The sequence below is a fragment of the Bacillus paramycoides genome, from assembly GCF_001884235.1.
In the GTDB taxonomy this organism is placed as follows: domain Bacteria; phylum Bacillota; class Bacilli; order Bacillales; family Bacillaceae_G; genus Bacillus_A; species Bacillus_A paramycoides.
The window spans coordinates 203,145-225,098 of record NZ_MAOI01000069.1; the positions used below are offsets into that span (position 1 = coordinate 203,145).

Sequence of the window (21,954 nt, forward strand, 5' to 3'; positions counted from 1 at the left end):
TACAATTGGTGGAAGTGAGTTCTTTTTAGAAGAGTTGCTTTATTTGAGACGAAAAGTGTCTCGTTAATAAACAAGTCTATTTATTAGACTGTAGTAGCACTTACCTCCAGTTTTTATATAACTAGGAGGTAACTGTTACTTACTTAAAATAAGAGATAAATAAACAATGTAGAGAGGGTTTAGTGAAATGAAGTTGCATACACTTGTATCATGTTTGCATGATTTTCCAGTTGTTCCAAAAGAAAATCCAGAAATAACATCTATTGAAGCTGATTCACGTAAAGTGAGAGAGGGAAGCTTATTTGTATGTATGAAAGGATATACGGTTGATAGCCATGACTTTGCTAAGCAAGCAGCCGCACAAGGAGCGGCTGCTATTGTTGCGGAAAGACCAATTGATGTTGACGTTCCAGTTGTACTTGTGAAAAATACTTTTCGTTCGTTAGCGGTTTTAGCTGATTACTTTTATGGCCAACCAACACACAAGTTACATTTAATCGGTATTACAGGTACAAATGGAAAGACAACAACATCGCATATTATGGATGAAATTATGCGCGCACATGGTCATAAAACAGGGCTAATTGGAACGATTAATATGAAAATCGGTGATGAAACATTTGAGGTGAAAAATACAACACCAGATGCACTAACACTTCAACAGACGTTTTCAAAAATGGTTGAACAAGGTGTGGATAGCACAGTAATGGAAGTTTCGTCTCATGCTTTAGATCTTGGTCGTGTACACGGATGTGATTATGATGTTGCAGTATTTACGAATTTAACACAAGATCATTTAGACTATCATAATACGATGGAAGAATATAAACATGCGAAGGGATTGCTTTTTGCACAGCTTGGCAATAGTTATAATCATAATCGTGAAAAGTACGCTATATTAAACAGCGATGATCCAGTCACGGAAGAGTATATGAGAAGTACAGCAGCTACGGTCGTTACATACGGTATAGAGGTTTCGAGTGATATTATGGCAAAAGATATCGTTATGACGAGCGGTGGCACGACATTTACACTTGTAACACCTTATGAAAGTGTAAATGTTACGATGAAATTAATTGGTAAGTTCAACGTATACAATGTATTAGCTGCTACAGCAGCGGGGCTTGTTTCAGGCGTGAACTTACAAACAATTATTGATGTAATTAAAAAGCTAGCTGGAGTTCCTGGCCGTTTTGAAGTTGTTGATGGCGGACAGAATTATACAGTTATTGTCGATTATGCACATACACCGGATAGCCTGGAGAACGTACTGAAAACTGCGAAACAGTTCGCAAAAGGTGATGTATATTGTATTGTTGGTTGCGGTGGTGATAGAGATCGGACGAAAAGACCGGTGATGGCAAGTGTCGCAACAAAATATGCAACTCACGCAATCTACACATCAGACAATCCAAGAAGTGAAGATCCAGTGGCTATTTTAGATGATATGATAGACGGTGCAAAAGGGAATAATTATGAAGTAATTGTTGATCGGAAAGAAGCGATACGCTATGCGATTTCGAAAGTGAAAGCAGAAGATATTATTATTATTGCTGGTAAAGGGCATGAAACGTATCAAATTATTGGTAAAGAAGTTCATCATTTTGACGATCGTGAAGTCGCTAAAGAAGCAATCACGGAGCGTTTAAACAACGCAGAGTAACAGCATGAGAGGAGGACTACATGTGCTTGAACAAGGTTTATTAGTAACGGCTGGGGTAGCATTCTTAATTTCTGTTGCCCTTTCGCCATTATTTATTCCATTTTTAAGAAAGTTAAAGTTCGGACAGAGTATTCGTGACGAAGGACCGAAGTCACACCAAAAGAAATCAGGAACACCAACGATGGGTGGTATTGTCATATATGTATCTATGATGGTGACTACGCTTATTATGGCGATTAAATTTAATCATTTAGGTGCAGAAGTATCATTGTTATTATTAGTAACATTCGGGTACGGGTTAATCGGATTTTTAGATGACTACATAAAAGTAGTTAAGAAAAGAAATCTTGGTTTAACATCAAAACAAAAATTGATTGGTCAACTTGTAATTGCTATTGCGTTCTTTTTAATTGGAAAAGGGCAAGCATTTCACACGTATATCATGATTCCTGGAACTGATGTTAAATTCGAACTGGGCTGGGCATATTTTGTTCTTGTATTATTTATGCTTATTGGTGGATCGAATGCGGTTAACTTAACAGATGGTTTAGATGGTTTATTATCAGGGACAGCTGCTATTGCATTCGGAGCATTTAGTATTATTGCTGTAGCTCAAGAACAATTTGGGGTAGCGATTTTCTGTATGGCAGTTGTAGGAGCTGTACTTGGCTTTTTAGTATTCAATGCGAATCCAGCAAAAGTATTTATGGGGGATACGGGTTCTCTAGCTTTAGGTGGTGCAATTGCAGCTGTAGCGATTTTGTTAAAACAAGAATTGCTACTTGTTATTATTGGCGGCGTATTCGTAATGGAGACTTTATCTGTTATTATCCAAGTTATTTCGTTCAAAACAACAGGAAAGCGTGTCTTTAAAATGAGTCCATTACATCACCATTATGAATTATGTGGTTGGTCAGAGTGGCGCGTTGTTGTGACGTTTTGGTCTGTAGGATTTTTATTAGCTGTGCTAGGAATTTATATCGGGGTGTGGATGTAATTGAAAACTGTAACTGAATATCAAAATAAAAATGTTCTTGTATTAGGTATTGCTAAAAGTGGTTATGCAGCAGCTACTTTATTAAAAAAATTAGGGGCAAACGTCATTGTAAATGATGGGAAACCATTAGCGGGTAATGTACTTGCAGCTGAGTTACAAGCGGAAGGAATGGATGTTGTATGTGGTGGACATCCGTTAGAATTGCTGGAGAGAAACATTTCACTTGTCGTAAAAAATCCAGGGATTCCATATTCTAATCCACTATTAGTAGCGGCGAAAGAAAAGCAAATTCCAATTGTAACTGAGGTTGAATTAGCATATCGTATTTCAGCAGCACCGTTTGTTGGGATTACAGGATCTAACGGTAAAACAACAACGACTATGTTAACGTTTGAAATGTTGAAAGAAGGACAAAAGCATCCTGTTATTGCGGGGAATATTGGTACTGTAGCTTGTGAAGTTGCGCAATCCGCGATAGAAAATGAAGTTGTCGTTACAGAACTTTCATCGTTCCAATTGATGGGAGTAGAATCGTTCCAACCAAAAATTGCAGCCTTTTTAAATTTATTTGAGGCTCACTTAGATTATCATGGGACGAAGAAAGAGTATGGTTTAGCGAAAGCAAATATTTTCAAAAACCAAACTGAAACAGATTATAGTGTAATTAATGCAGATGATGCAGATGTGATGGCTTTATCTGCTTATAGTAAAGGTCAAAAAATACTATTCTCGACAACGAAAGAAATTGAAGATGGTGCGTGTATAAAAGATAACGCTCTTTATTTTAAAGGTGAAAAAGTTGTTGAAGTAAGTGATATCGTTTTACCTGGTAAGCATAATTTAGAAAATATTTTAGCGGCAATGAGTATTGCTAAATTACTAGGTGTTTCTAATGAAGCAATTATTGCTGTATTAAAACGTTTTACAGGCGTAAAACATCGTTTAGAATATGTAACAACTATTAATAAACGTAAGTTTTATAATGACTCAAAAGCAACGAATATGTTAGCGACTGAGAAAGCTTTATCTGCGTTTACACAACCGATTGTGTTATTAGCAGGCGGGCTTGATCGTGGAAATGAATTTGATGATTTAATTCCGTATTTCAAAAATGTAAAGGCGATTGTAACATTTGGACAAACTGCATCTAAATTAGTAAGAGCGGCAGAAAAAGCGGGATTAGATGTAATTGAAAGTGTCGATACTTTAGATGAAGCAGTAGTGAAAGCTTATGCTCATTCTACAGATGGCGATGTAATTCTTCTTTCTCCAGCATGTGCAAGCTGGGATCAATTTAAAACATTTGAAGAAAGAGGAGACATTTTTATACAAGCTGTGCATAAACTTATATAAAGTAAATCAAAACATCAGTAGGCTAACACCTACTGATGTTTTGTTACATAGGGCAAAAGGTTCTGCCCAAAGAGGTGGTGTTCATGGGTAATGAAGAAAACGCCTGATTTTATTCTCATCATCGTTACACTTGCGTTGTTAACAATCGGAATGATTATGGTTTATAGTGCGAGTGCGGTTTGGGCCTCTTATAAAATGGGGGATTCATTCTTTTTTGCAAAAAGACAATTGCTGTTTGCAGGTCTTGGTGTAGTGGCTATGTTTTTTATAATGAAAATTGATTATTGGGTGTGGCGTACTTATTCAAAAGTAATTTTGCTAGTTTGCTTCATTCTACTTATTCTCGTTCTTATTCCTGGAGTAGGTCTTGTTCGTGGTGGGGCACGAAGTTGGATTGGAATCGGGGCATTTTCCATTCAGCCGTCAGAATTTATGAAGTTTGCGATGATTATTTTCTTAGCAAAATTTTTAGCGGAACGACAAAAATTAATTACATCTTTTAAACGTGGTTTACTACCAGCTCTTAGTTTTGTATTTCTTGCTTTCGGGATGATTATGTTACAACCAGACCTTGGTACGGGAACCGTAATGGTTGGGACATGTATCATCATGATATTTGTTTCGGGAGCACGAGTCTTTCATTTTGCAATGTTTGGATTACTTGGCGTAGCAGGATTTGTAGGGTTAATTGCATCGGCACCATATCGAATGAAGCGGATTACATCTTATTTAGATCCATGGTCAGATCCGCTTGGAAGCGGATTTCAAATTATCCAATCGTTACTCGCAATTGGACCTGGTGGTTTATTTGGGCTTGGACTTGGACAAAGTAGACAAAAATTTCTTTATTTGCCTGAACCACAAACAGATTTTATATTTGCAATCTTATCCGAGGAATTAGGTTTTATTGGCGGTTCATTTGTGTTATTATTATTTAGTCTATTACTATGGCGCGGGATTCGTATAGCATTAGGAGCGCCAGATTTATATGGTACGTTTTTAGCAGTAGGTATTGTGGCGATGATTGCGATTCAAGTAATGATTAATGTTGGTGTTGTAACAGGACTAATGCCTGTTACGGGTATTACTTTGCCGTTTTTAAGTTATGGTGGATCAAGTTTGACCTTAATGTTAATGGCAGTAGGTGTATTATTGAATATAAGTCGCCATTCTCGCTATTAAACCCTGTTTATAAGACAGGGTTTTTCGTATGTGTGTGAAAATACAATATGTATATAGAAATAAATACGATTGAATAAGAACAGGGAAGTGGAGGAATTTGTAGTGCGAGTATTAGTTAGTGGTGGGGGGACTGGAGGACATATTTATCCAGCTCTTGCTTTAATTAGAGAAATAAAAAAATTAAATCCGGAAGCAAGGTTTTTATACATTGGTACGGAAAATGGGTTAGAGAGTACTATCGTACCGAAAGCAGGTATACCGTTTCAATCTATTGTTATCAGTGGATTTAAACGAAAAATATCTCTCGATAATGTAAAAACAGTGATGCGTTTCTTAAAAGGTGTTCAAGATAGTAAACGATATATTCGTCGTTTTAATCCTGATATTGTTATTGGCACTGGTGGATATGTATGTGGTCCAGTTGTTTATGCTGCGGCCAAATTAGGTATTCCAACTATTGTACACGAACAAAATAGTGTACCTGGTGTAACGAATAAATTTTTAAGTCGTTATGTTGATAAAGTTGCTGTTTGCTTTGAAGCAGCTGCAGAGCATTTTCCTGAGTCAAAAGTGGTTATGACAGGTAATCCACGTGCATCAGAAGTAATGGATCAAAATGGAATGAAAGGGAAACGTTCAGTAGGACTATCTCTTCCTAAAAAATCCGTACTTATTTTTGGTGGGAGTCGCGGAGCTAGACCGATTAATGATGCTTTTGTAGAAGCGATTGAACAATTTGGGAATAAAAGTTACGAAGTATTATATGTAACCGGTGAAGTACATTATGATAAAGTTATGGAAGCCGTGAAACAAAAAGGTAATCCGAATAATGTTATTATTAAACCTTTCATTCATAATATGCCGGAGGTACTGACTGGTGTAGATCTTGTTGTTTCAAGAGCAGGAGCTACAACGCTTGCGGAATTAACAGCATTAGGAAAGCCGAGTGTATTAATTCCAAGTCCGTACGTAACAAATAACCATCAAGAAAAAAATGCACGTTCAGTTGTTGATAAAGGAGCAGCTAAAATGCTACTTGAAAAAGATTTAACATCTGAAACGCTTATTCGTGATATTGATGAAATTTTATTAGATGCACAAACATTACAAAACATGAAACTGGCTGCTAAGCAACTAGGTATTCCAGATGCAGCAAATAAGCTGTATGAAGTAATGAACAAGCTTATTAAAAAATAACATTAGGTGAACGCCCTGCATATTACTGTAATAAGGAGACTTAATATGGGGGAGATTGTTATGGAACAATTAGTAAAAGAGCTTTTAGAAGCAAATGTTGGTCGCGTGTTAGTTAACGAACCGTTAGCGCGTTACACGACTATGAAAATAGGTGGACCAGCTGATATTTTAATTGTGCCAAAGCATGTTGCCGGTATTGAGAAAACGCTAGAGTTAGTAAAGAAATATAAGAAAGAGTGGACTGCAATTGGTCGCGGTTCAAACCTTCTCATATCTGATCAAGGTATAGAAGGTGTCGTTATTCGTTTAGGAGAAGGATTAGACCACTTAGAAGTCGAAAAAAATAGAGTAAGAGTTGGTGGTGGATATCCCCTTATTAAATTGTCAACTTTACTTAGTCGCCAAGGATTAGCTGGATTGGAATTTGCAAGTGGTATTCCAGGAAGTGTTGGTGGTGCAGTATATATGAATGCAGGGGCTCATAACTCAGAGATATCGAATATATTAACGAAGACTCGTATTTTGTTTGAAAATGGTACAATTGACTGGCTGACGAATAATGAAATGGAATTTTCCTATCGTACATCTGTATTACAAAGGAAACGTCCTGGTATTGTTTTGGAAGCTGAGTTTCAATTACAGGCAGGAGAGCGTGAGGAAATTATAAGTAGCATGCAAAAGAATAAAGATTACCGCCGTGAAACGCAGCCGTGGAATCATCCTTGTGCAGGAAGCATATTTCGAAACCCAATCCCGTATTTTGCAGGAAATTTAATAGAAAAAGCAGGGCTTCGTGGTTATAAAATAGGTGGGGCTCAAATTTCTGAAATGCATGGGAATTTTATTATTAATACTGGGGCTGCATCAGCGCAAGATGTATTAGATTTGATTGCATTGATAAAGCATACAATTAAAGATAAATTTGGTGTAGATATGCATACAGAAGTAGAAATCATTGGAAGATAACGGTTATTCGTTCCGCTCATTATCATTTATGTTATAATAAGAAGATAAGAACGGCATGAAGAACATGCCGTTCTTTATGTTACGTAGGGGGATCGTACATGAAAAATAGTAAAGTGATTAAACTACAAGATCGTGTACCAAAATTAAAGAATCAAAAGAAAAAGAATAAAAAACCTGTTAATCATCGTTTAATTTTATACATATCAATTTTATTTTTATTAGTACTCTTTTTAATTTATTTTCGGTCTCCGCTTAGTAATATAAAAAAGATAAGTGTGTTTGGAAATCATTATATGACAGATGAACAAGTTATGAAGGAATCTGGTGTGACCTATGATACAAGTTATTTCCGAGTAACAGCACATAAAGCAGAAGAAAACTTAACGAAACGAAAAGAAATTAAAGCGGTAAATGTAAAAAAACGTTTTCCTAACAAAATTGACGTTCATATTGAAGAATATTTAACGATTGGTTATATAAACAAAGATGGAAAATTACAACCGTTGTTAGAAAACGGGAAAACACTCGATGTACTTCCGAATGGTAAACTTCCTGTTGCAGCACCAATTTTTGAACCTTTTAAAGAGGAGAAAATGAAGGAGTTAATTGCAGAACTAGAAAAATTAACACCGGCTATTTTAAGGTCTATTTCTGAAATTCGTTATACACCAACGAGCGCAAATGAAGACCATCTTACTTTATATATGAATGAAGGATATGAAGTAAGCACCACTATTCAAAATTTCGCAAAGCGAATGGAAGCTTATCCACTTATTATAAAAACAATTGAACCTGGTAAGAAGGTTTTAATTGACTTAGAAGTAGGCGCATATACGAAGGATTTAGGTGCTGAAGAAAAAAAAGAATAGAATGGTAGTTTTCACGACGTTATTCCGGATAAAATGAAACGAATGTTCTTTTATATGCATACTAATTTACGAGAATGCTTCATTTGATGAAAAATATGTAAATTTTCTTAGATTCATACTAGGATTGGTACAAGTTTCACTTTTCTACAAGTACATCTTAGTGTAGACTTATACTTGGCGGTAAACTTTACGCTTGAAATAGAATTATTTCAAGATAAAGCAGTTATTCACAATTTACTGCGATATTCTTAAATGAATGTTAAATAAAAATAAGAAAAATATAGGGTTAAAAAAGGGAAACGTATAAAGACGTTGAATATTTTTCTTATAAATAGCAAAGTTGCGATTGTTGTTCCATATATTGAGTTGTATGGTATAAATAAAGAAGGAGGTGCCAAAGAATGAACAGCAATGAAATATATGTTAGTCTTGACATCGGTACATCCAATGTTAAAGTCATCATTGGTGAAATGGTTAATGACAGCTTAAACATTATTGGTGTTGGAAACGTAAAATCAAATGGTTTGAAGAAGGGATCGATAGTTGATATAGACGAGACTGTTCGATCAATTAAAAAAGCAATTGAACAAGCTGAGCGCATGGTGGGGATCCACATTGAGCAAGTTGTAGTAGGTGTCAATGCAAACCAGGTACAGTTGCTCCCTTGTCACGGAGTAGTCGCTGTATCAAATGAAGATCGTGAAATCGGGAATGAAGATGTCTTACGCGTTCTAGATGCAGCACAAGTTGTGTCGATTGCTCCTGAGCGTGAATTTATTGATGTGGTACCTCGACAGTTCATTGTAGACGGTCTTGACGAGATTAACGATCCACGCGGGATGATCGGTGTAAGATTAGAAATGGAAGGTACACTTATTACAGGCTCGAGAACTTTACTACATAACCTACTTCGTTGTGTAGAAAAAGCAGGTCTTGAAATTGTTGATATTTGTCTGCAACCTTTAGCTGCTGCGACAGTTGCCTTATCTTCGGATGAAAGAAATAGAGGAGTAGCCCTTGTTGATATTGGTGGAGGATCTACTACGTTATCTATTTTTAAAGATGGAGAGCTGCAAGCAACGAGCGTATTGCCATTAGGTGGAGATCATATAACGAAGGATATAGCGATTGGGCTGAAAACTTCGACAGAAAATGCAGATCAAATTAAGCTGAAATATGGACATGCTTTTTATGATACAGCATCTGAAGAAGAGATGTTTACGGTTCCTATTATGGGAAGCGATCAAACAGAACAATATTCTCAATTGGAATTATCGGATATCATCGAGGCTCGTGTAGAGGAAATTTTAATGTTTGTTCAAGATGAAGTGCGTAAGCTAGGAGTAAAACAAGTAGCTTCTGGATATGTACTAACTGGTGGAATTGCTTCTATGCCAGGTGTTCTTGATCTTGCGTATGATATTTTACATGAAAATGTTCGTATAGCAACTCCTGATTATATTGGTGTTCGTGAGCCTCAATATACAATTGGAGTTGGATTAATTAAACACTCTTATCAAAAAGCTAAATTACGTGGGAAAAATGTGCAGGAAAAGCAAGAGCATTTTGAACCAGTACCAGCGCCAACGCCGGTACAACAGCAACCTGCAAAGCAAAAAACTCGTAATCAAAACAATAATAATCAAAATGATGACCGTATGATGTCAAAAGTAAAACGTGTATTCCGTTATTTATGGGATTAAAATTGGACACGAAAAATGAGGTTCTAGGGGGATTTCGACATGTTAGAGTTTGATACTACTCAAGATCAATTAGCGAATATAAAAGTTATCGGTGTCGGCGGTGGCGGAAACAATGCTGTAAACCGTATGATTGAACACGGTGTACAAGGTGTAGACTTTATCGCTGTGAATACTGATGCACAAGCATTAAATCTATCAAAAGCTGAAACAAAAATGCAAATTGGTGGAAAATTAACGCGTGGACTTGGTGCAGGCGCAAACCCTGAAGTAGGGAAAAAAGCTGCAGAAGAAAGTAAAGAACAGATCCAAGAAGCACTTCGTGGTGCGGATATGGTCTTCGTAACTGCTGGTATGGGCGGCGGAACTGGAACTGGTGCAGCTCCAGTTGTTGCTCAAGTTGCAAAAGAATTAGGTGCGTTAACAGTTGGTGTTGTAACACGTCCATTTACATTTGAAGGACGTAAGCGTGCAACGCAAGCAGCATCTGGTATTGCGGCATTTAAAGAAAATGTAGATACACTTATTGTAATTCCAAACGATCGCTTATTAGAGATTGTTGATAAAAATACGCCAATGTTAGAAGCATTCCGTGAAGCTGATAACGTATTACGTCAAGGTGTTCAAGGTATTTCTGATTTAATTGCTACACCAGGTCTTATTAACTTAGACTTTGCAGACGTAAAGACAATTATGTCTAATAGAGGTTCTGCTTTAATGGGTATCGGTTCTGGTAATGGTGAAAATCGTGCTGCTGAAGCTGCGAAAAAAGCGATCTCTAGTCCATTACTAGAGACATCTATTGATGGAGCTCAAGGTGTTATTATGAACATTACGGGTGGAGCAAACTTAAGTTTATATGAAGTGCAAGAAGCGGCAGATATTGTAGCTTCAGCTTCGGATCCAGAAGTAAATATGATCTTCGGTTCTGTTATTAATGAAGGGTTAAAAGATGATATCGTTGTAACTGTAATTGCAACTGGTTTTGATGATAGCGCTGCGACGCAGCCACCAAAACCAATTATCCGTCCGAATGTGAATCATGCACAACAGCAACAACCAGTAGCTCAACCTTCAAAACAGCGTGAAGTAAAACGTGAAATGAAACGTGAAGAGCCGATTGTACATGAGCGTCATACAGATTCAGATGATATCGATATTCCAGCATTTTTACGTAACCGTCGTAGACGATAAAAAAAGGAGCTTTCATGCTCCTTTTTTTGTTGTCTAAATGCAAAAGATCTGCTAAGCAGGTCTTTTTTTATTGCTTGTCAATGGAGACCTTTATATTTTTGTGTACATACAGTTCACTTCATATGTATACAAGTAAGAAATCTATATTATTCTATGAAAAAAATATTTTTATTTATTACCGACAGATTATGTCTAGAAATCACAAAATAACAAAAAAACCCCTCCGCAAATTGACACACTTTCCTAGTGGATATGCATTATACTAGTCTCAACTTAAAAAAAGAGGTGAATTGTTTGGTTGTTTACGCCGACGTTGTTTGGTTGTTAAACGCCTGCATTGATTTTCTTTTACTTTTATTAACAGCTACCGTGTTGAAAAAGAGGATCAAAAGATGGAGGCTAGTGTTAGGGGCATTTATAGGTTCGACCATTGTTATTTTCGCCTTTACTCCCTTTGCTTCTATGATGACACATCCAATTATGAAACTACTGTACTCGTTACTTATTGTGTATACAGCATTTGGATTTTCAACGTTTAGAAATTATGCACAAACTGTTTTTACTTTTTACTTTGTAACTTTTATGGTTGGCGGAGGATTAATTGGAACTCATTTCTTTTTGCAAACAAATGAAATGGTAAATGGATTAGTTCAAGCGAAATCGATTTCTTATGGAGATCCTGTCAGTTGGTTATTCGTTTTTCTTGGTTTTCCGATTATTTATTATTTCTCCAAGAAACGTATTGAAAGTGTAGAAGTTACAAAAATACATTATGATCAAATTGTAAAGGTAAAGATCCAATTAGCAGAGTATGAATTGGAATTAGACGGTCTAATTGATAGTGGGAACCAACTTCACGATCCTTTAACCAAAACACCTGTTATGATTATGCATATTTCATCATTAGAGCATTGTTTACCAACTTGGTTGACAGCGCAGATTTATTCCAAAACAGAAATCCCTCAAATACCAGAAAATGATTCTGGATGGGCGACAAGGTTGCGTTTAGTTCCTTTTCGGGCAGTAGGGATAGAACATCAATTTTTATGGGCGATTAAGCCAGATAGTGTTCAAGTTTATCACGAAGGAAATGCTGTGGTTGTAAATAAGGTTCTGATTGGGCTAAACACACAGCAATTGTCCACGAATGGAGAGTATCAATGTATTGTACATCCGAAAATGTTGATTTCACAAAAAGTGGTAATCGCTTAATTATGAGAGGCGGGATAATATGATGAAATTGAAATTTTATTTAGTATACCTTTGGTATAAAGTATTATTGAAACTAGGAATTAAGACCGATGAAATTTATTACATAGGTGGAAGTGAAGCACTGCCACCTCCTTTAACGAAAGAAGAAGAGGAAGTTCTTTTGAATAAATTGCCAAAAGGAGATCAAGCGGCGAGGTCACTGCTTATTGAACGTAATTTACGTCTTGTTGTATATATAGCGAGAAAGTTTGAAAATACAGGGATAAATATTGAGGATTTGATAAGTATAGGAACAATCGGCCTTATTAAAGCAGTGAATACATTTAATCCAGAAAAGAAAATAAAATTAGCAACATATGCATCTCGTTGTATAGAAAATGAGATTTTAATGCATTTGCGTCGAAATAATAAAAATCGTTCGGAAGTTTCTTTTGATGAACCACTTAACATAGATTGGGATGGCAATGAATTGTTGTTATCAGATGTTTTAGGTACAGATGATGACATTATTACAAAAGATTTAGAAGCTACTGTAGATCGTCATCTTTTGATGAAAGCATTGCATCAATTAAATGATCGTGAAAAACAAATTATGGAGCTTCGATTTGGGCTCGCTGGTGAAGAAGAAAAGACACAAAAAGACGTGGCGGATATGCTCGGAATTTCGCAGTCTTATATTTCTCGTTTGGAAAAAAGAATTATAAAAAGATTACGAAAAGAATTTAATAAAATGGTGTAAAGAATAAGACCAGCTTGGGATCCAAGCTGGTCTTATTCTTTTTTGTTGCATTAGGAAATGAAACGTTTATGAAAAATGATGAGAAAACCATATGCATAAAATCCCCTTCAAAGGAAATACTTTACACTGTACAGCAACTCCCGATAGGAGGGAACACTTTGACGAGAAACAAAGTAGAAATTTGCGGTGTTGATACAGCTAAACTTCCAGTACTAAAAAATGAAGAGATGCGTAAATTATTTCGTGAAATGCAAAGTGGAGAGATAAGCGCAAGAGAGAAATTAGTGAATGGAAACTTACGTCTTGTACTGAGCGTCATCCAAAGATTTAATAACAGAGGAGAATATGTTGATGATTTATTTCAAGTTGGCTGCATTGGACTTATGAAATCCATTGATAACTTTGATTTAGGCCAAAATGTTAAATTTTCAACATATGCTGTGCCGATGATTATTGGGGAAATACGCAGATATTTGCGTGATAATAATCCAATTCGCGTATCTCGCTCATTGCGCGATATTGCGTATAAAGCATTGCAAGTAAGAGAAAAGTTGATTGCTGAAAATTCAAAAGAACCAACAGCAATGGATATTGCAAAAGTTCTCGAAGTGACACATGAAGAGATTGTTTTTGCGCTAGATGCGATTCAAGACCCAGTTTCATTATTTGAACCAATTTATAACGATGGAGGAGATCCTATCTTTGTTATGGATCAGTTAAGTGATGAAAAACAAAAGGACGAGCAGTGGGTTGAAGAACTAGCGTTGAAAGAAGGGATGAAGCGTTTAAATGATCGTGAGAAAATGATTATTCGAAAACGTTTCTTCCAAGGAAAGACACAGATGGAAGTTGCTGAAGAAATTGGGATTTCTCAAGCGCAAGTATCACGTTTGGAGAAGTCTGCTATTAAGCAAATGAATAAGACGATTCAAGGATAAGGCCCTCACCAGTTATGGTGAGGCCTTTTTATATGTAATGGAGTTGACGCTCATAGTAGGGGGGGTGGATTCATATAATGAAAACGATATGGGGTTTCTCTTAGTAGCGGTTACTTCCTGTAAAAGCCCGATTGGTGAGGGCTAATAATCAGTGGGGGATGAACAAAACCCCCACTGATTAAAGTTTTACTTTATGTGAGAAATAATGGTCTACGTACTTACAATTTGCGATATAAGGGAGAAGATGAATATGATACGGATTTCGGAGTTTCAAATGAAGGATGTTGTAAATGTTTCAGATGGAAAGAGACTTGGGAATATTGGAGATATTGATATTGATATAGACACAGGAAAGATTAGGGCGGTTATTATTTTTAAACAGGCACGAATGCTTGGACTCTTTGGGAAGGAAGTAGAATTTGTAATTCCTTGGGAACAAATTATGAAAATTGGGGAAGATGTCATACTTGTAAAAGTAGATCATGTTAATTCTGTAACAGAATCAATACAAATACCGACAATTTCTTAAAGAATATTACAAATTCCTCTTTTTTTTCTGTTGTCATTATGAAAAAATAAAAGTATGGTAAAATAGACAGGAAGTACCATGCTTTTTTTCTGTTATTTTAATTAAAAGGAGCCGCTTTATGAGAGAACCATTTAAATATGTGGACGGTATACTGTATTTACAAGCGTGGAAAGAACTTGGAAACATTACTGCTGGATTTACGACAAAAGATGGTGGGGTAAGTACAGGCTCCTTTCATGCGATGAATTTAGGATTACATGTGAATGATATCGTGGAGAATGTTCATGAAAACAGACGCATTTTAGCGAATAAGTTACAAAAACCATTAGAAAAATGGATTTGTTCTGAACAAGTTCATGATCATCATGTTGAAAAAGTAGGGCAACAAGAAAAAGGAAAAGGCGTCTATTTATATGAAGACGGTATTCCAAAAACGGATGGCATTTATACAACTAATACAGATGTACTCTTAACATCCTGTTACGCGGATTGTGTACCACTCTATTTTTATGCACCATCACGTGGTATGATAGGACTTGCACATGCTGGATGGAAAGGAACTGTAAAAGAGATTGCGAAAGAAATGATTCAAAAGTGGAATGCAGAAGGTGTTTCAAGTGATGAAATTCATGTTGCAATTGGGCCAGCAATCGGATCATGTTGTTATGTTGTTGATGATCGAGTATTAACAGCAGCTCAGCAAGTAGTAAACGGTCCTGTTCCTTATAAAGTAATTTCTGATGGACAGTATGCAATTAATTTAAAAGAAGTTAATCGTATATTATGTGTACAAGCAGGTATAAAAGAAGAACATATTGTAATGTCATCTCTTTGTACAAGCTGTGAAGAACAATTCTTTTTCTCTCATCGTCGTGATCAAGGTAAGACAGGGAGAATGTTGAGTTTCATAGGTTTTAAGGAGGATTGAAGCAAGTGACAGTACAAGGGAATTTAGCAGTTGTAAACGAGGCGATTACAAAATCTTGTGCACGAGCTGGACGTTCGGTGAAAGATATTAAGCTCGTTGCAGTTACAAAAACTGTAGGAATTGAAAAAACAAACGAAGTAATTGAAGCTGGAATTATCGATTTAGGTGAAAATAGAAATGAAGGTTTTTTACAAAAATATGAGCATTTCGGCTCAAAAGTGAATTGGCATTTTATTGGCTCATTGCAAACGAGAAAAGTAAAAGAAATCATTAATGAGATTGATTATTTACATTCATTAGATCGTCTTTCTCTTGCAAAAGAAATTCAAAAACGTGCTGAAAAGAAAATTCAATGCTTTATTCAAGTGAAAACATCATCTGAAGAATCAAAGCAAGGATTGGCGATAGAAGAAACAATTTCTTTTATTCAAAGTTTGCAAGAATTGGATAAAATTGAAGTGGTAGGACTGATGACAATGGCTCCGTTTACAGAAGAAGAGGAAGAGGTTCGTCGCTGCTTTAAGGAATTGCGCATGCTACAAAAGCAAGTTCAGGAGCTAGAATTATTACATGCGCCATGTAAAGAATTATCAATGGGAATGTCCAATGATTACACGATTGCAATTGAGGAAGGTGCTACATATATTCGTTTGGGAACGGTTTTAGTAGGAAAAGCGTAAAAGGAAGGAGAAAGTTATTATGAGTTGGTCAAAAGTAAAATACTTCTTTTTTGACACACCGGAAGAAAAAGAAGCAGCTCAATATGGGTATGAAAAGGAGCAAACAGACATGAAAAAACAACAAGATCCCCCAGAACAACAAGATGTTCCGTTTGCGAAAGTGCAACCGAAACAAAATATTGTGAGCATTGAAACAGCAAAGCAATCTTCAAAAGTTGTTTTACTAGAACCACGCACATATTCGGAAGCACAAGGCATTTCGGATCACTTAAAAGGTAGACGAGCTGTTGTAATTAATTTGCAGAGAATGTCTACAGATCAAGCTGTACGTATCGTTGACTTTTTAAGTGGTACTGTATACGCTATAGGCGGGGATATTCAAAAAATAGGCCCGAAAACATTTATGTGTACACCTGAAAATGTAGATATTGTTGGTGCAATTTCAGAGTTGTTCGGTGAAGAAGAAGAGACGAATATAAAGAGGTGGTAATACGCCATGATAACAGTTCTAACAGTATTGCATTATGCTATTCAAATTTATTCCTATGCGCTTATCATTTACATTCTTTTGTCTTGGTTCCCAGGTGCAAGAGAATCAGCATTTGGTGATTTTCTTGCACGCATTTGCGAACCTTATTTAGAGCCTTTTAGGAGATTTATTCCACCGCTTGGTATGATTGATATTTCTCCAATTGTCGCGATTTTCACATTGAATCTTGCTGGTAGAGGATTGGCGAGTTTATTTCTTTATTTTGTTTAGCGAGAGGTTACATGCATGAGCATCTACGAGCATTTTAGACCTGATGAAGAGGTCTTTGTGGATAAAGTATTAGAGTGGAAACAGGCAGCTGAGTACCATCAAGTCAAGTTAACGGACTTTCTTGATCCAAGACAGCAACAAATTGTTTCTATGGTAATAGGACAAGGAGATGTAGCTGTACGGTTTGATGGTGCGATGCCTGAAGCCGAACGGAAAAGAGCACTAATTTATCCAGACTATCTAGAATTAAATGAAGAGGAATTTCAAGTAGAAGTATTAGAAATTGACTATCCTTCCAAGTTTTATACGCTAGAACATAGGCAAATATTAGGTGCATTCATGTCGCTTGGTTTAACAAGGGAAAAATGTGGTGATATTTTGCTACAAGAAGATCGTGCCCAAATTGCAGTTGCAAAAGAAGTTGTATCGTATATTGAAATGAACTTACAATCAATAGGGAAAATGAAAGTCACACTTTTTCCTATACAAGTAGAGCAAATTTTGCAGGTAAGTGAAAAATGGGGAGAAAAATCTGGTACTGTTTCGTCACTTCGTCTAGATGTTTTATTAGCTGAAATGTTACATATATCTAGGCAAAAAGCACAACCCCTCATAAAAAATGGTCTAGTAAAAGTCAATTGGAAAACAGTAGAGCAAACTTCGTATGAATGTTTTCCAGGGGATGTTTTCTCGATTAGAGGGTATGGACGAAGCAAATTATTTTCCGTTGAAGGTAGAACAAAGCGCGACAAATGGAGAGTTTTGTATGGTATACTAAAATGATTGGTTTTTTAGAAGGAAATTCTCTTATTTTGTCGAAGAAAAGATATAATTAAAAGAGGAAATTTAGATAACTACTTGGAGGTGGCGTTGTGCCGTTAACACCATTAGATATTCATAACAAAGAATTTGGTCGCGGATTCCGTGGCTATGATGAAGATCAAGTAAATGAGTTTCTTGATCAAATCATCAAAGATTATGAATTAGTCATTCGTGAGAAAAAAGCTTTAGAAGAAAAGGTTGCACAATTAGAAGGAAAGTTAGATCATTTTTCTAATATTGAAGATACGCTGAACAAATCTATCGTTGTCGCACAAGAGGCTGCCGAAGAAGTGAAGCGTAATGCACAAAAAGAAGCAAAATTAATTGTACGTGAAGCAGAAAAAAATGCAGATCGTATCATTAACGAAGCGTTAGTGAAATCAAGAAAAGTTGCTTTTGATATTGAAGAGTTGAAGAAACAAGCGAAAGTATTCCGAACTCGTTTCCGTATGTTATTAGAAACACAACTTGAAATGTTAAACAACGACGATTGGGATAAACTAATTGAGTTAGAAGACGAAGTAGATGAGCTGTTGAAAAAAGAAGAAACAGTGTAAGCTTGACGTTTTTCTCATTATTACATATAATTTTAAACAACATATTTATTAAGAAAAACGAAGATAGGGATAAGTACCTTTTTCATACCTTATATAGCGAACTGAGGATGGTGTAAGCTCAGGATAAGGAGATAATGGGAATATCACCCTGGAGTTCCACGCTGAACATTTGTAGTAAGCGTAGGCGTATATTCGCGTTAAGAATATAAAGAGGATCCTATACATTTGTATATGGTCTACTAGGGTGGTACCGCGGGAGACTTTCTCGTCCCTTTTTGGGATGAGAAAGTCTCTTTTTTATTCCGTTTTTTAAGGTCTTTCTTTTATACATTCAAGGAGGAATTGAGCATGGAGTACAAAAATACATTACTAATGCCAAAAACAGAATTCCCTATGCGTGGGAATTTACCAAAACGCGAGCCTGCAATGCAAGAAAAATGGGCTGAAATGAACATTTATGAAAAAGTGCAAGAGCATACAAAGGGTCGTCCTTTATTTGTACTGCATGATGGACCTCCATATGCGAATGGTGACATTCATATGGGACACGCGTTGAATAAAGTGTTAAAAGACTTTATCGTTCGCTTTAAATCAATGACAGGATACTGTGCACCATATGTGCCAGGTTGGGATACACACGGTTTACCAATTGAACAGGCTTTAACGAATAAAGGTGTAAAGCGTAAAGAAATGACAGTTGCTGAGTTCCGTAAGTTATGTGCAGAGTATGCATATGAACAAGTAGAACGTCAACGTGAACAATTTAAGCGTCTAGGTGTACGTGCAGATTGGGACAATCCATATATTACTTTAGAGCCAGCTTATGAAGCACAACAAATTAAAGTGTTTGGTGACATGGCGAAAAAAGGTTATATCTATAAAGGACAAAAACCAGTTTATTGGTCTCCAACGAGTGAATCAGCTTTAGCAGAAGCTGAAATTGAATATCAAGATAAAAAATCAGCATCTATTTACGTAGCATTCCCTGTAAAAGACGGAAAGAACGTATTAGAAGGCGACGAAAAATTCATTATCTGGACAACAACACCTTGGACGTTACCTGCAAACTTAGGTATTTCTGTTCACCCAGAACTTGAATACAGCATTGTAAAAGTAAATGATGAAAAATATATCATTGCTTCTGAACTATTTGAGACAGTTGTAAAAACGTTAGAGTGGGAAAATGCTGAAGTTGTGAAAACGGTAAAAGGTAGCGAACTTGAGTATACAGTTGCAAAACATCCATTCTACGATCGTGATTCATTAGTTATGCTAGGAGATCACGTAACAACAGATGCAGGTACAGGTTGTGTTCATACAGCACCAGGACACGGGGAAGATGACTTCGTTGTTGGTAAAAAGTATGGATTAGAAGTACTTTGCCCAGTTGATGATAAAGGTGTATTAACAAATGAAGCACCTGGATTTGAAGGCTTATTCTATGATAAAGCTAACAAGCCAATTACAGAAAAATTAGAAGAAGTAGGCGCGTTACTGAAACTAACATTCATTTCGCATTCATATCCACATGATTGGAGAACGAAAAAACCAATTATTTTCCGTGCGACAGCACAGTGGTTTGCATCTATTGAAGCATTCCGTAAAGAGTTATTAGAAGCTGTTGCGGAAACAAAATGGGTACCAGCATGGGGAGAAACTCGTCTTCATAATATGGTTCGTGACCGTGGTGACTGGTGTATTTCTCGTCAGCGTGCATGGGGTGTGCCAATTCCTGTATTCTATGCAGAGAATGGTGATCCAATTATTACGGATGAAACAATTAACCACGTAGCAGATTTATTCCGTGAACACGGTTCTAACGTATGGTTCGAGCGTGAAGCGAAAGATCTATTACCAAAAGGATTTACACATCCAGGTAGCCCAAATGGTGAATTCCGTAAAGAAACAGACATTATGGATGTATGGTTCGATTCAGGTTCTTCTCACCAAGCGGTATTAGAAGAGCGTGATGACCTACAACGCCCAGCAGATTTATATTTAGAAGGATCTGACCAGTATCGTGGTTGGTTTAACTCTTCATTATCAACAGCGGTTGCTGTAACAGGTAAAGCTCCATATAAAGGCGTACTAAGCCATGGTTTCGTATTAGATGGTGAAGGACGTAAAATGAGTAAGTCGATCGGAAACATCGTCGTACCGAAGAAAATTATGGATCAATTAGGTGGAGATATTTTACGCTTATGGGTATCTTCTGTTGACTATCAATCTGACGTACGTATTTCAGATGATATTTTAAAACAAGTAGCAGAAGTGTATCGTAAAATCCGTAATACATTCCGTTTCTTATTAGGAAACTTAGATGACTTTAAGCCAAGTGAAAATACAGTAGCGGTAGCTGAACTTCGTGAAGTAGATCGTTACATGTTAGTGAAATTAAATGACTTAATAACAAAAGTAAAAGAAGCATATGAGACATACGACTTCGCTGCTGTATATCATGCAATTCATAACTTCTGTACAATTGATTTAAGTTCATTCTACTTAGACTTTGCAAAAGACATTTTATACATTGAAGGTGCAAACCATGAAGATCGTCGTGCAATTCAAACTGTATTATATGATGTTCTTGTTGCATTGACGAAACTTGTAACACCAATCTTACCGCATACGGCTGATGAAGTATGGCCATACATTCCAGGTGTAACAGAAGAAAGTGTACAATTAACTGATATGCCAGAAGCTGTACAATTAGATGGTGCGGAAGAATTAAAAACAAAATGGGATGCATTTATGACATTGCGTGATGACGTATTAAAAGCGTTAGAAGTAGCTCGTAATGAAAAAGTAATCGGTAAGTCATTAAATGCAAGTATTACGCTATATCCAACTGCAGAAATGAAAACTATGTTAGAGTCTATTAGCGAAGACTTAAAGCAATTATTCATCGTTTCTGAGTATAAACTTGGTGGCATGATGGAAGAAGCGCCAGCAGATGCACCGAAGTATGAGCATACAGCGGTTGTTGTTGCTCAAGCAACTGGTGAAACATGTGAACGTTGTTGGGTAGTTTCAGAAACAATTGGTAAAGATGCTGAACATGAAACATTATGTGAGCGTTGTGCAACAGTTGTTAAAGAAAACTATGTAAAATAATAAAAAAACTGACTGTGCGTAAGTGCAGTCAGTTTTTTTATTGATGATATATTAAAATAACTTTCACTCTCTTTCCTATGAAGGAAAAATGTGTGTGAGGTAAGCATAGAAATTTCGGACACACTAATCGTACATTGCAGCTGGGAGGAATGTACACGTGAATGAAATTTATATGGAAATAAAAGAAGAATTACAATTGATGAGAAAAGAGTTGCAAGAGAGATTGGCTAAAGAAGTAATGCACACATATTATATGGAATTTGGGCAAGAACTTGGATATGAAATAAAGGAAGAGACAAAGAAAAAATTGCTATTACATGATATAAAAGAGGATTTAAAAGATGTAGAACGTGCATTGTTTAAAATGGAAATAGATATGTACGCTATTTGTGAAGAAACAGGGAGAGTAATTTCGGTAAAACAAATGAAAACGATGCCGACTGCCCGTACCATTCATGAATTTTTCTATGAAAAAGTAAATGTATGAATGTGCACAACGATATTATATTACCTTTTTTTAATTTATTTTATTCTTCTATAAAGGTTCATTGTGA

The 21,954-nt window shown here is 36.3% G+C and carries 21 protein-coding genes and 1 other annotated feature; all 21 genes read left to right on the top strand.

What is annotated here, in order from left to right; translation table 11 throughout:
- Nucleotides 1-187 precede the first annotated feature (187 nt).
- The 21 genes from BAU28_RS13590 (at nucleotide 188) to BAU28_RS13690 (ending at nucleotide 21,887) form a co-directional block, all read left to right on the top strand.
- The gene (locus BAU28_RS13590) at nucleotides 188-1,663 is read left to right on the top strand and encodes a UDP-N-acetylmuramoyl-L-alanyl-D-glutamate--2,6-diaminopimelate ligase (protein ID WP_071718815.1); all 1,476 of its coding nucleotides are present in this window, start codon (nucleotides 188-190) and stop codon (nucleotides 1,661-1,663) included.
- A gap of 22 nt (nucleotides 1,664-1,685) precedes the next feature.
- Nucleotides 1,686-2,660, top strand: a complete 975-nt coding sequence (gene mraY, locus BAU28_RS13595; protein WP_025147782.1) for a phospho-N-acetylmuramoyl-pentapeptide-transferase — start codon at nucleotides 1,686-1,688, stop codon at nucleotides 2,658-2,660.
- On the top strand, nucleotides 2,661-4,013 hold the full coding sequence (murD, locus tag BAU28_RS13600) for a UDP-N-acetylmuramoyl-L-alanine--D-glutamate ligase (protein WP_071718816.1): 1,353 nt from the start codon (nucleotides 2,661-2,663) through the stop codon (nucleotides 4,011-4,013). It abuts the gene before it with no gap.
- Nucleotides 4,014-4,103: 90 nt separating this feature from the next.
- Nucleotides 4,104-5,195 carry a stage V sporulation protein E gene (spoVE, locus tag BAU28_RS13605; protein WP_025147784.1) on the top strand — a complete coding sequence of 364 codons (1,092 nt, stop codon included), beginning with the start codon at nucleotides 4,104-4,106 and terminating at the stop codon, nucleotides 5,193-5,195.
- A gap of 102 nt (nucleotides 5,196-5,297) precedes the next feature.
- Nucleotides 5,298-6,392 (top strand): undecaprenyldiphospho-muramoylpentapeptide beta-N-acetylglucosaminyltransferase, encoded by a 1,095-nt coding sequence (gene murG / locus BAU28_RS13610; RefSeq protein ID WP_025147785.1) that lies wholly within the window; start codon nucleotides 5,298-5,300, stop codon nucleotides 6,390-6,392.
- 60 nt (nucleotides 6,393-6,452) lie between these two features.
- On the top strand, nucleotides 6,453-7,358 hold the full coding sequence (gene murB / locus BAU28_RS13615) for a UDP-N-acetylmuramate dehydrogenase (protein WP_033719437.1): 906 nt from the start codon (nucleotides 6,453-6,455) through the stop codon (nucleotides 7,356-7,358).
- Nucleotides 7,359-7,456: 98 nt separating this feature from the next.
- A complete protein-coding gene (divIB, locus tag BAU28_RS13620) occupies nucleotides 7,457-8,227 on the top strand; it encodes a cell division protein DivIB (protein WP_048374001.1) in 771 nt (256 codons plus the stop codon).
- Nucleotides 8,228-8,628: 401 nt separating this feature from the next.
- A complete protein-coding gene (ftsA, locus tag BAU28_RS13625) occupies nucleotides 8,629-9,930 on the top strand; it encodes a cell division protein FtsA (RefSeq protein WP_025147787.1) in 1,302 nt (433 codons plus the stop codon).
- A 39-nt stretch (nucleotides 9,931-9,969) separates the two neighbouring features.
- Nucleotides 9,970-11,121 (top strand): cell division protein FtsZ, encoded by a 1,152-nt coding sequence (gene ftsZ, locus BAU28_RS13630; RefSeq protein ID WP_048373997.1) that lies wholly within the window; start codon nucleotides 9,970-9,972, stop codon nucleotides 11,119-11,121.
- 294 nt (nucleotides 11,122-11,415) lie between these two features.
- Nucleotides 11,416-12,333: a sigma-E processing peptidase SpoIIGA gene (spoIIGA, locus tag BAU28_RS13635; protein WP_048373994.1), complete on the top strand. Its 918-nt coding sequence runs from the start codon at nucleotides 11,416-11,418 to the stop codon at nucleotides 12,331-12,333.
- A gap of 19 nt (nucleotides 12,334-12,352) precedes the next feature.
- Complete coding sequence (gene sigE / locus BAU28_RS13640) at nucleotides 12,353-13,072, top strand: RNA polymerase sporulation sigma factor SigE (RefSeq protein ID WP_000976947.1); 720 nt, start codon at nucleotides 12,353-12,355, stop codon at nucleotides 13,070-13,072.
- A 158-nt stretch (nucleotides 13,073-13,230) separates the two neighbouring features.
- Nucleotides 13,231-14,010, top strand: coding sequence for an RNA polymerase sporulation sigma factor SigG (sigG, locus tag BAU28_RS13645; protein WP_000197755.1), 780 nt, complete (start codon nucleotides 13,231-13,233; stop codon nucleotides 14,008-14,010).
- A 250-nt stretch (nucleotides 14,011-14,260) separates the two neighbouring features.
- Nucleotides 14,261-14,539 carry a YlmC/YmxH family sporulation protein gene (locus tag BAU28_RS13650; protein WP_071718817.1) on the top strand — a complete coding sequence of 93 codons (279 nt, stop codon included), beginning with the start codon at nucleotides 14,261-14,263 and terminating at the stop codon, nucleotides 14,537-14,539.
- Nucleotides 14,540-14,657: 118 nt separating this feature from the next.
- Nucleotides 14,658-15,467, top strand: a complete 810-nt coding sequence (gene pgeF, locus BAU28_RS13655) for a peptidoglycan editing factor PgeF (RefSeq protein ID WP_071718818.1) — start codon at nucleotides 14,658-14,660, stop codon at nucleotides 15,465-15,467.
- A 5-nt stretch (nucleotides 15,468-15,472) separates the two neighbouring features.
- Nucleotides 15,473-16,147, top strand: a complete 675-nt coding sequence (locus BAU28_RS13660) for a YggS family pyridoxal phosphate-dependent enzyme (protein ID WP_071718819.1) — start codon at nucleotides 15,473-15,475, stop codon at nucleotides 16,145-16,147.
- Nucleotides 16,148-16,166: 19 nt separating this feature from the next.
- The gene (locus BAU28_RS13665; RefSeq protein WP_071718820.1) at nucleotides 16,167-16,637 is read left to right on the top strand and encodes a cell division protein SepF; all 471 of its coding nucleotides are present in this window, start codon (nucleotides 16,167-16,169) and stop codon (nucleotides 16,635-16,637) included.
- A gap of 6 nt (nucleotides 16,638-16,643) precedes the next feature.
- Entirely contained in the window at nucleotides 16,644-16,907 is a 264-nt protein-coding gene (locus BAU28_RS13670) for a YggT family protein (RefSeq protein ID WP_002173147.1), read from the top strand.
- Nucleotides 16,908-16,922: 15 nt separating this feature from the next.
- On the top strand, nucleotides 16,923-17,690 hold the full coding sequence (locus tag BAU28_RS13675) for a YlmH family RNA-binding protein (RefSeq protein ID WP_025148295.1): 768 nt from the start codon (nucleotides 16,923-16,925) through the stop codon (nucleotides 17,688-17,690).
- Between the two features lie 89 nt (nucleotides 17,691-17,779).
- Nucleotides 17,780-18,286: a septum site-determining protein DivIVA gene (gene divIVA / locus BAU28_RS13680; protein ID WP_001131611.1), complete on the top strand. Its 507-nt coding sequence runs from the start codon at nucleotides 17,780-17,782 to the stop codon at nucleotides 18,284-18,286.
- A 51-nt stretch (nucleotides 18,287-18,337) separates the two neighbouring features.
- Nucleotides 18,338-18,562 (top strand) — a binding site (T-box leader).
- Nucleotides 18,563-18,634: 72 nt separating this feature from the next.
- On the top strand, nucleotides 18,635-21,400 hold the full coding sequence (ileS2, locus tag BAU28_RS13685) for an isoleucine--tRNA ligase (protein WP_071718821.1): 2,766 nt from the start codon (nucleotides 18,635-18,637) through the stop codon (nucleotides 21,398-21,400).
- A 157-nt stretch (nucleotides 21,401-21,557) separates the two neighbouring features.
- Nucleotides 21,558-21,887, top strand: coding sequence for a TraR/DksA C4-type zinc finger protein (locus BAU28_RS13690; RefSeq protein ID WP_071718822.1), 330 nt, complete (start codon nucleotides 21,558-21,560; stop codon nucleotides 21,885-21,887).
- The last annotated feature ends 67 nt before the right edge of the window (nucleotides 21,888-21,954 follow it).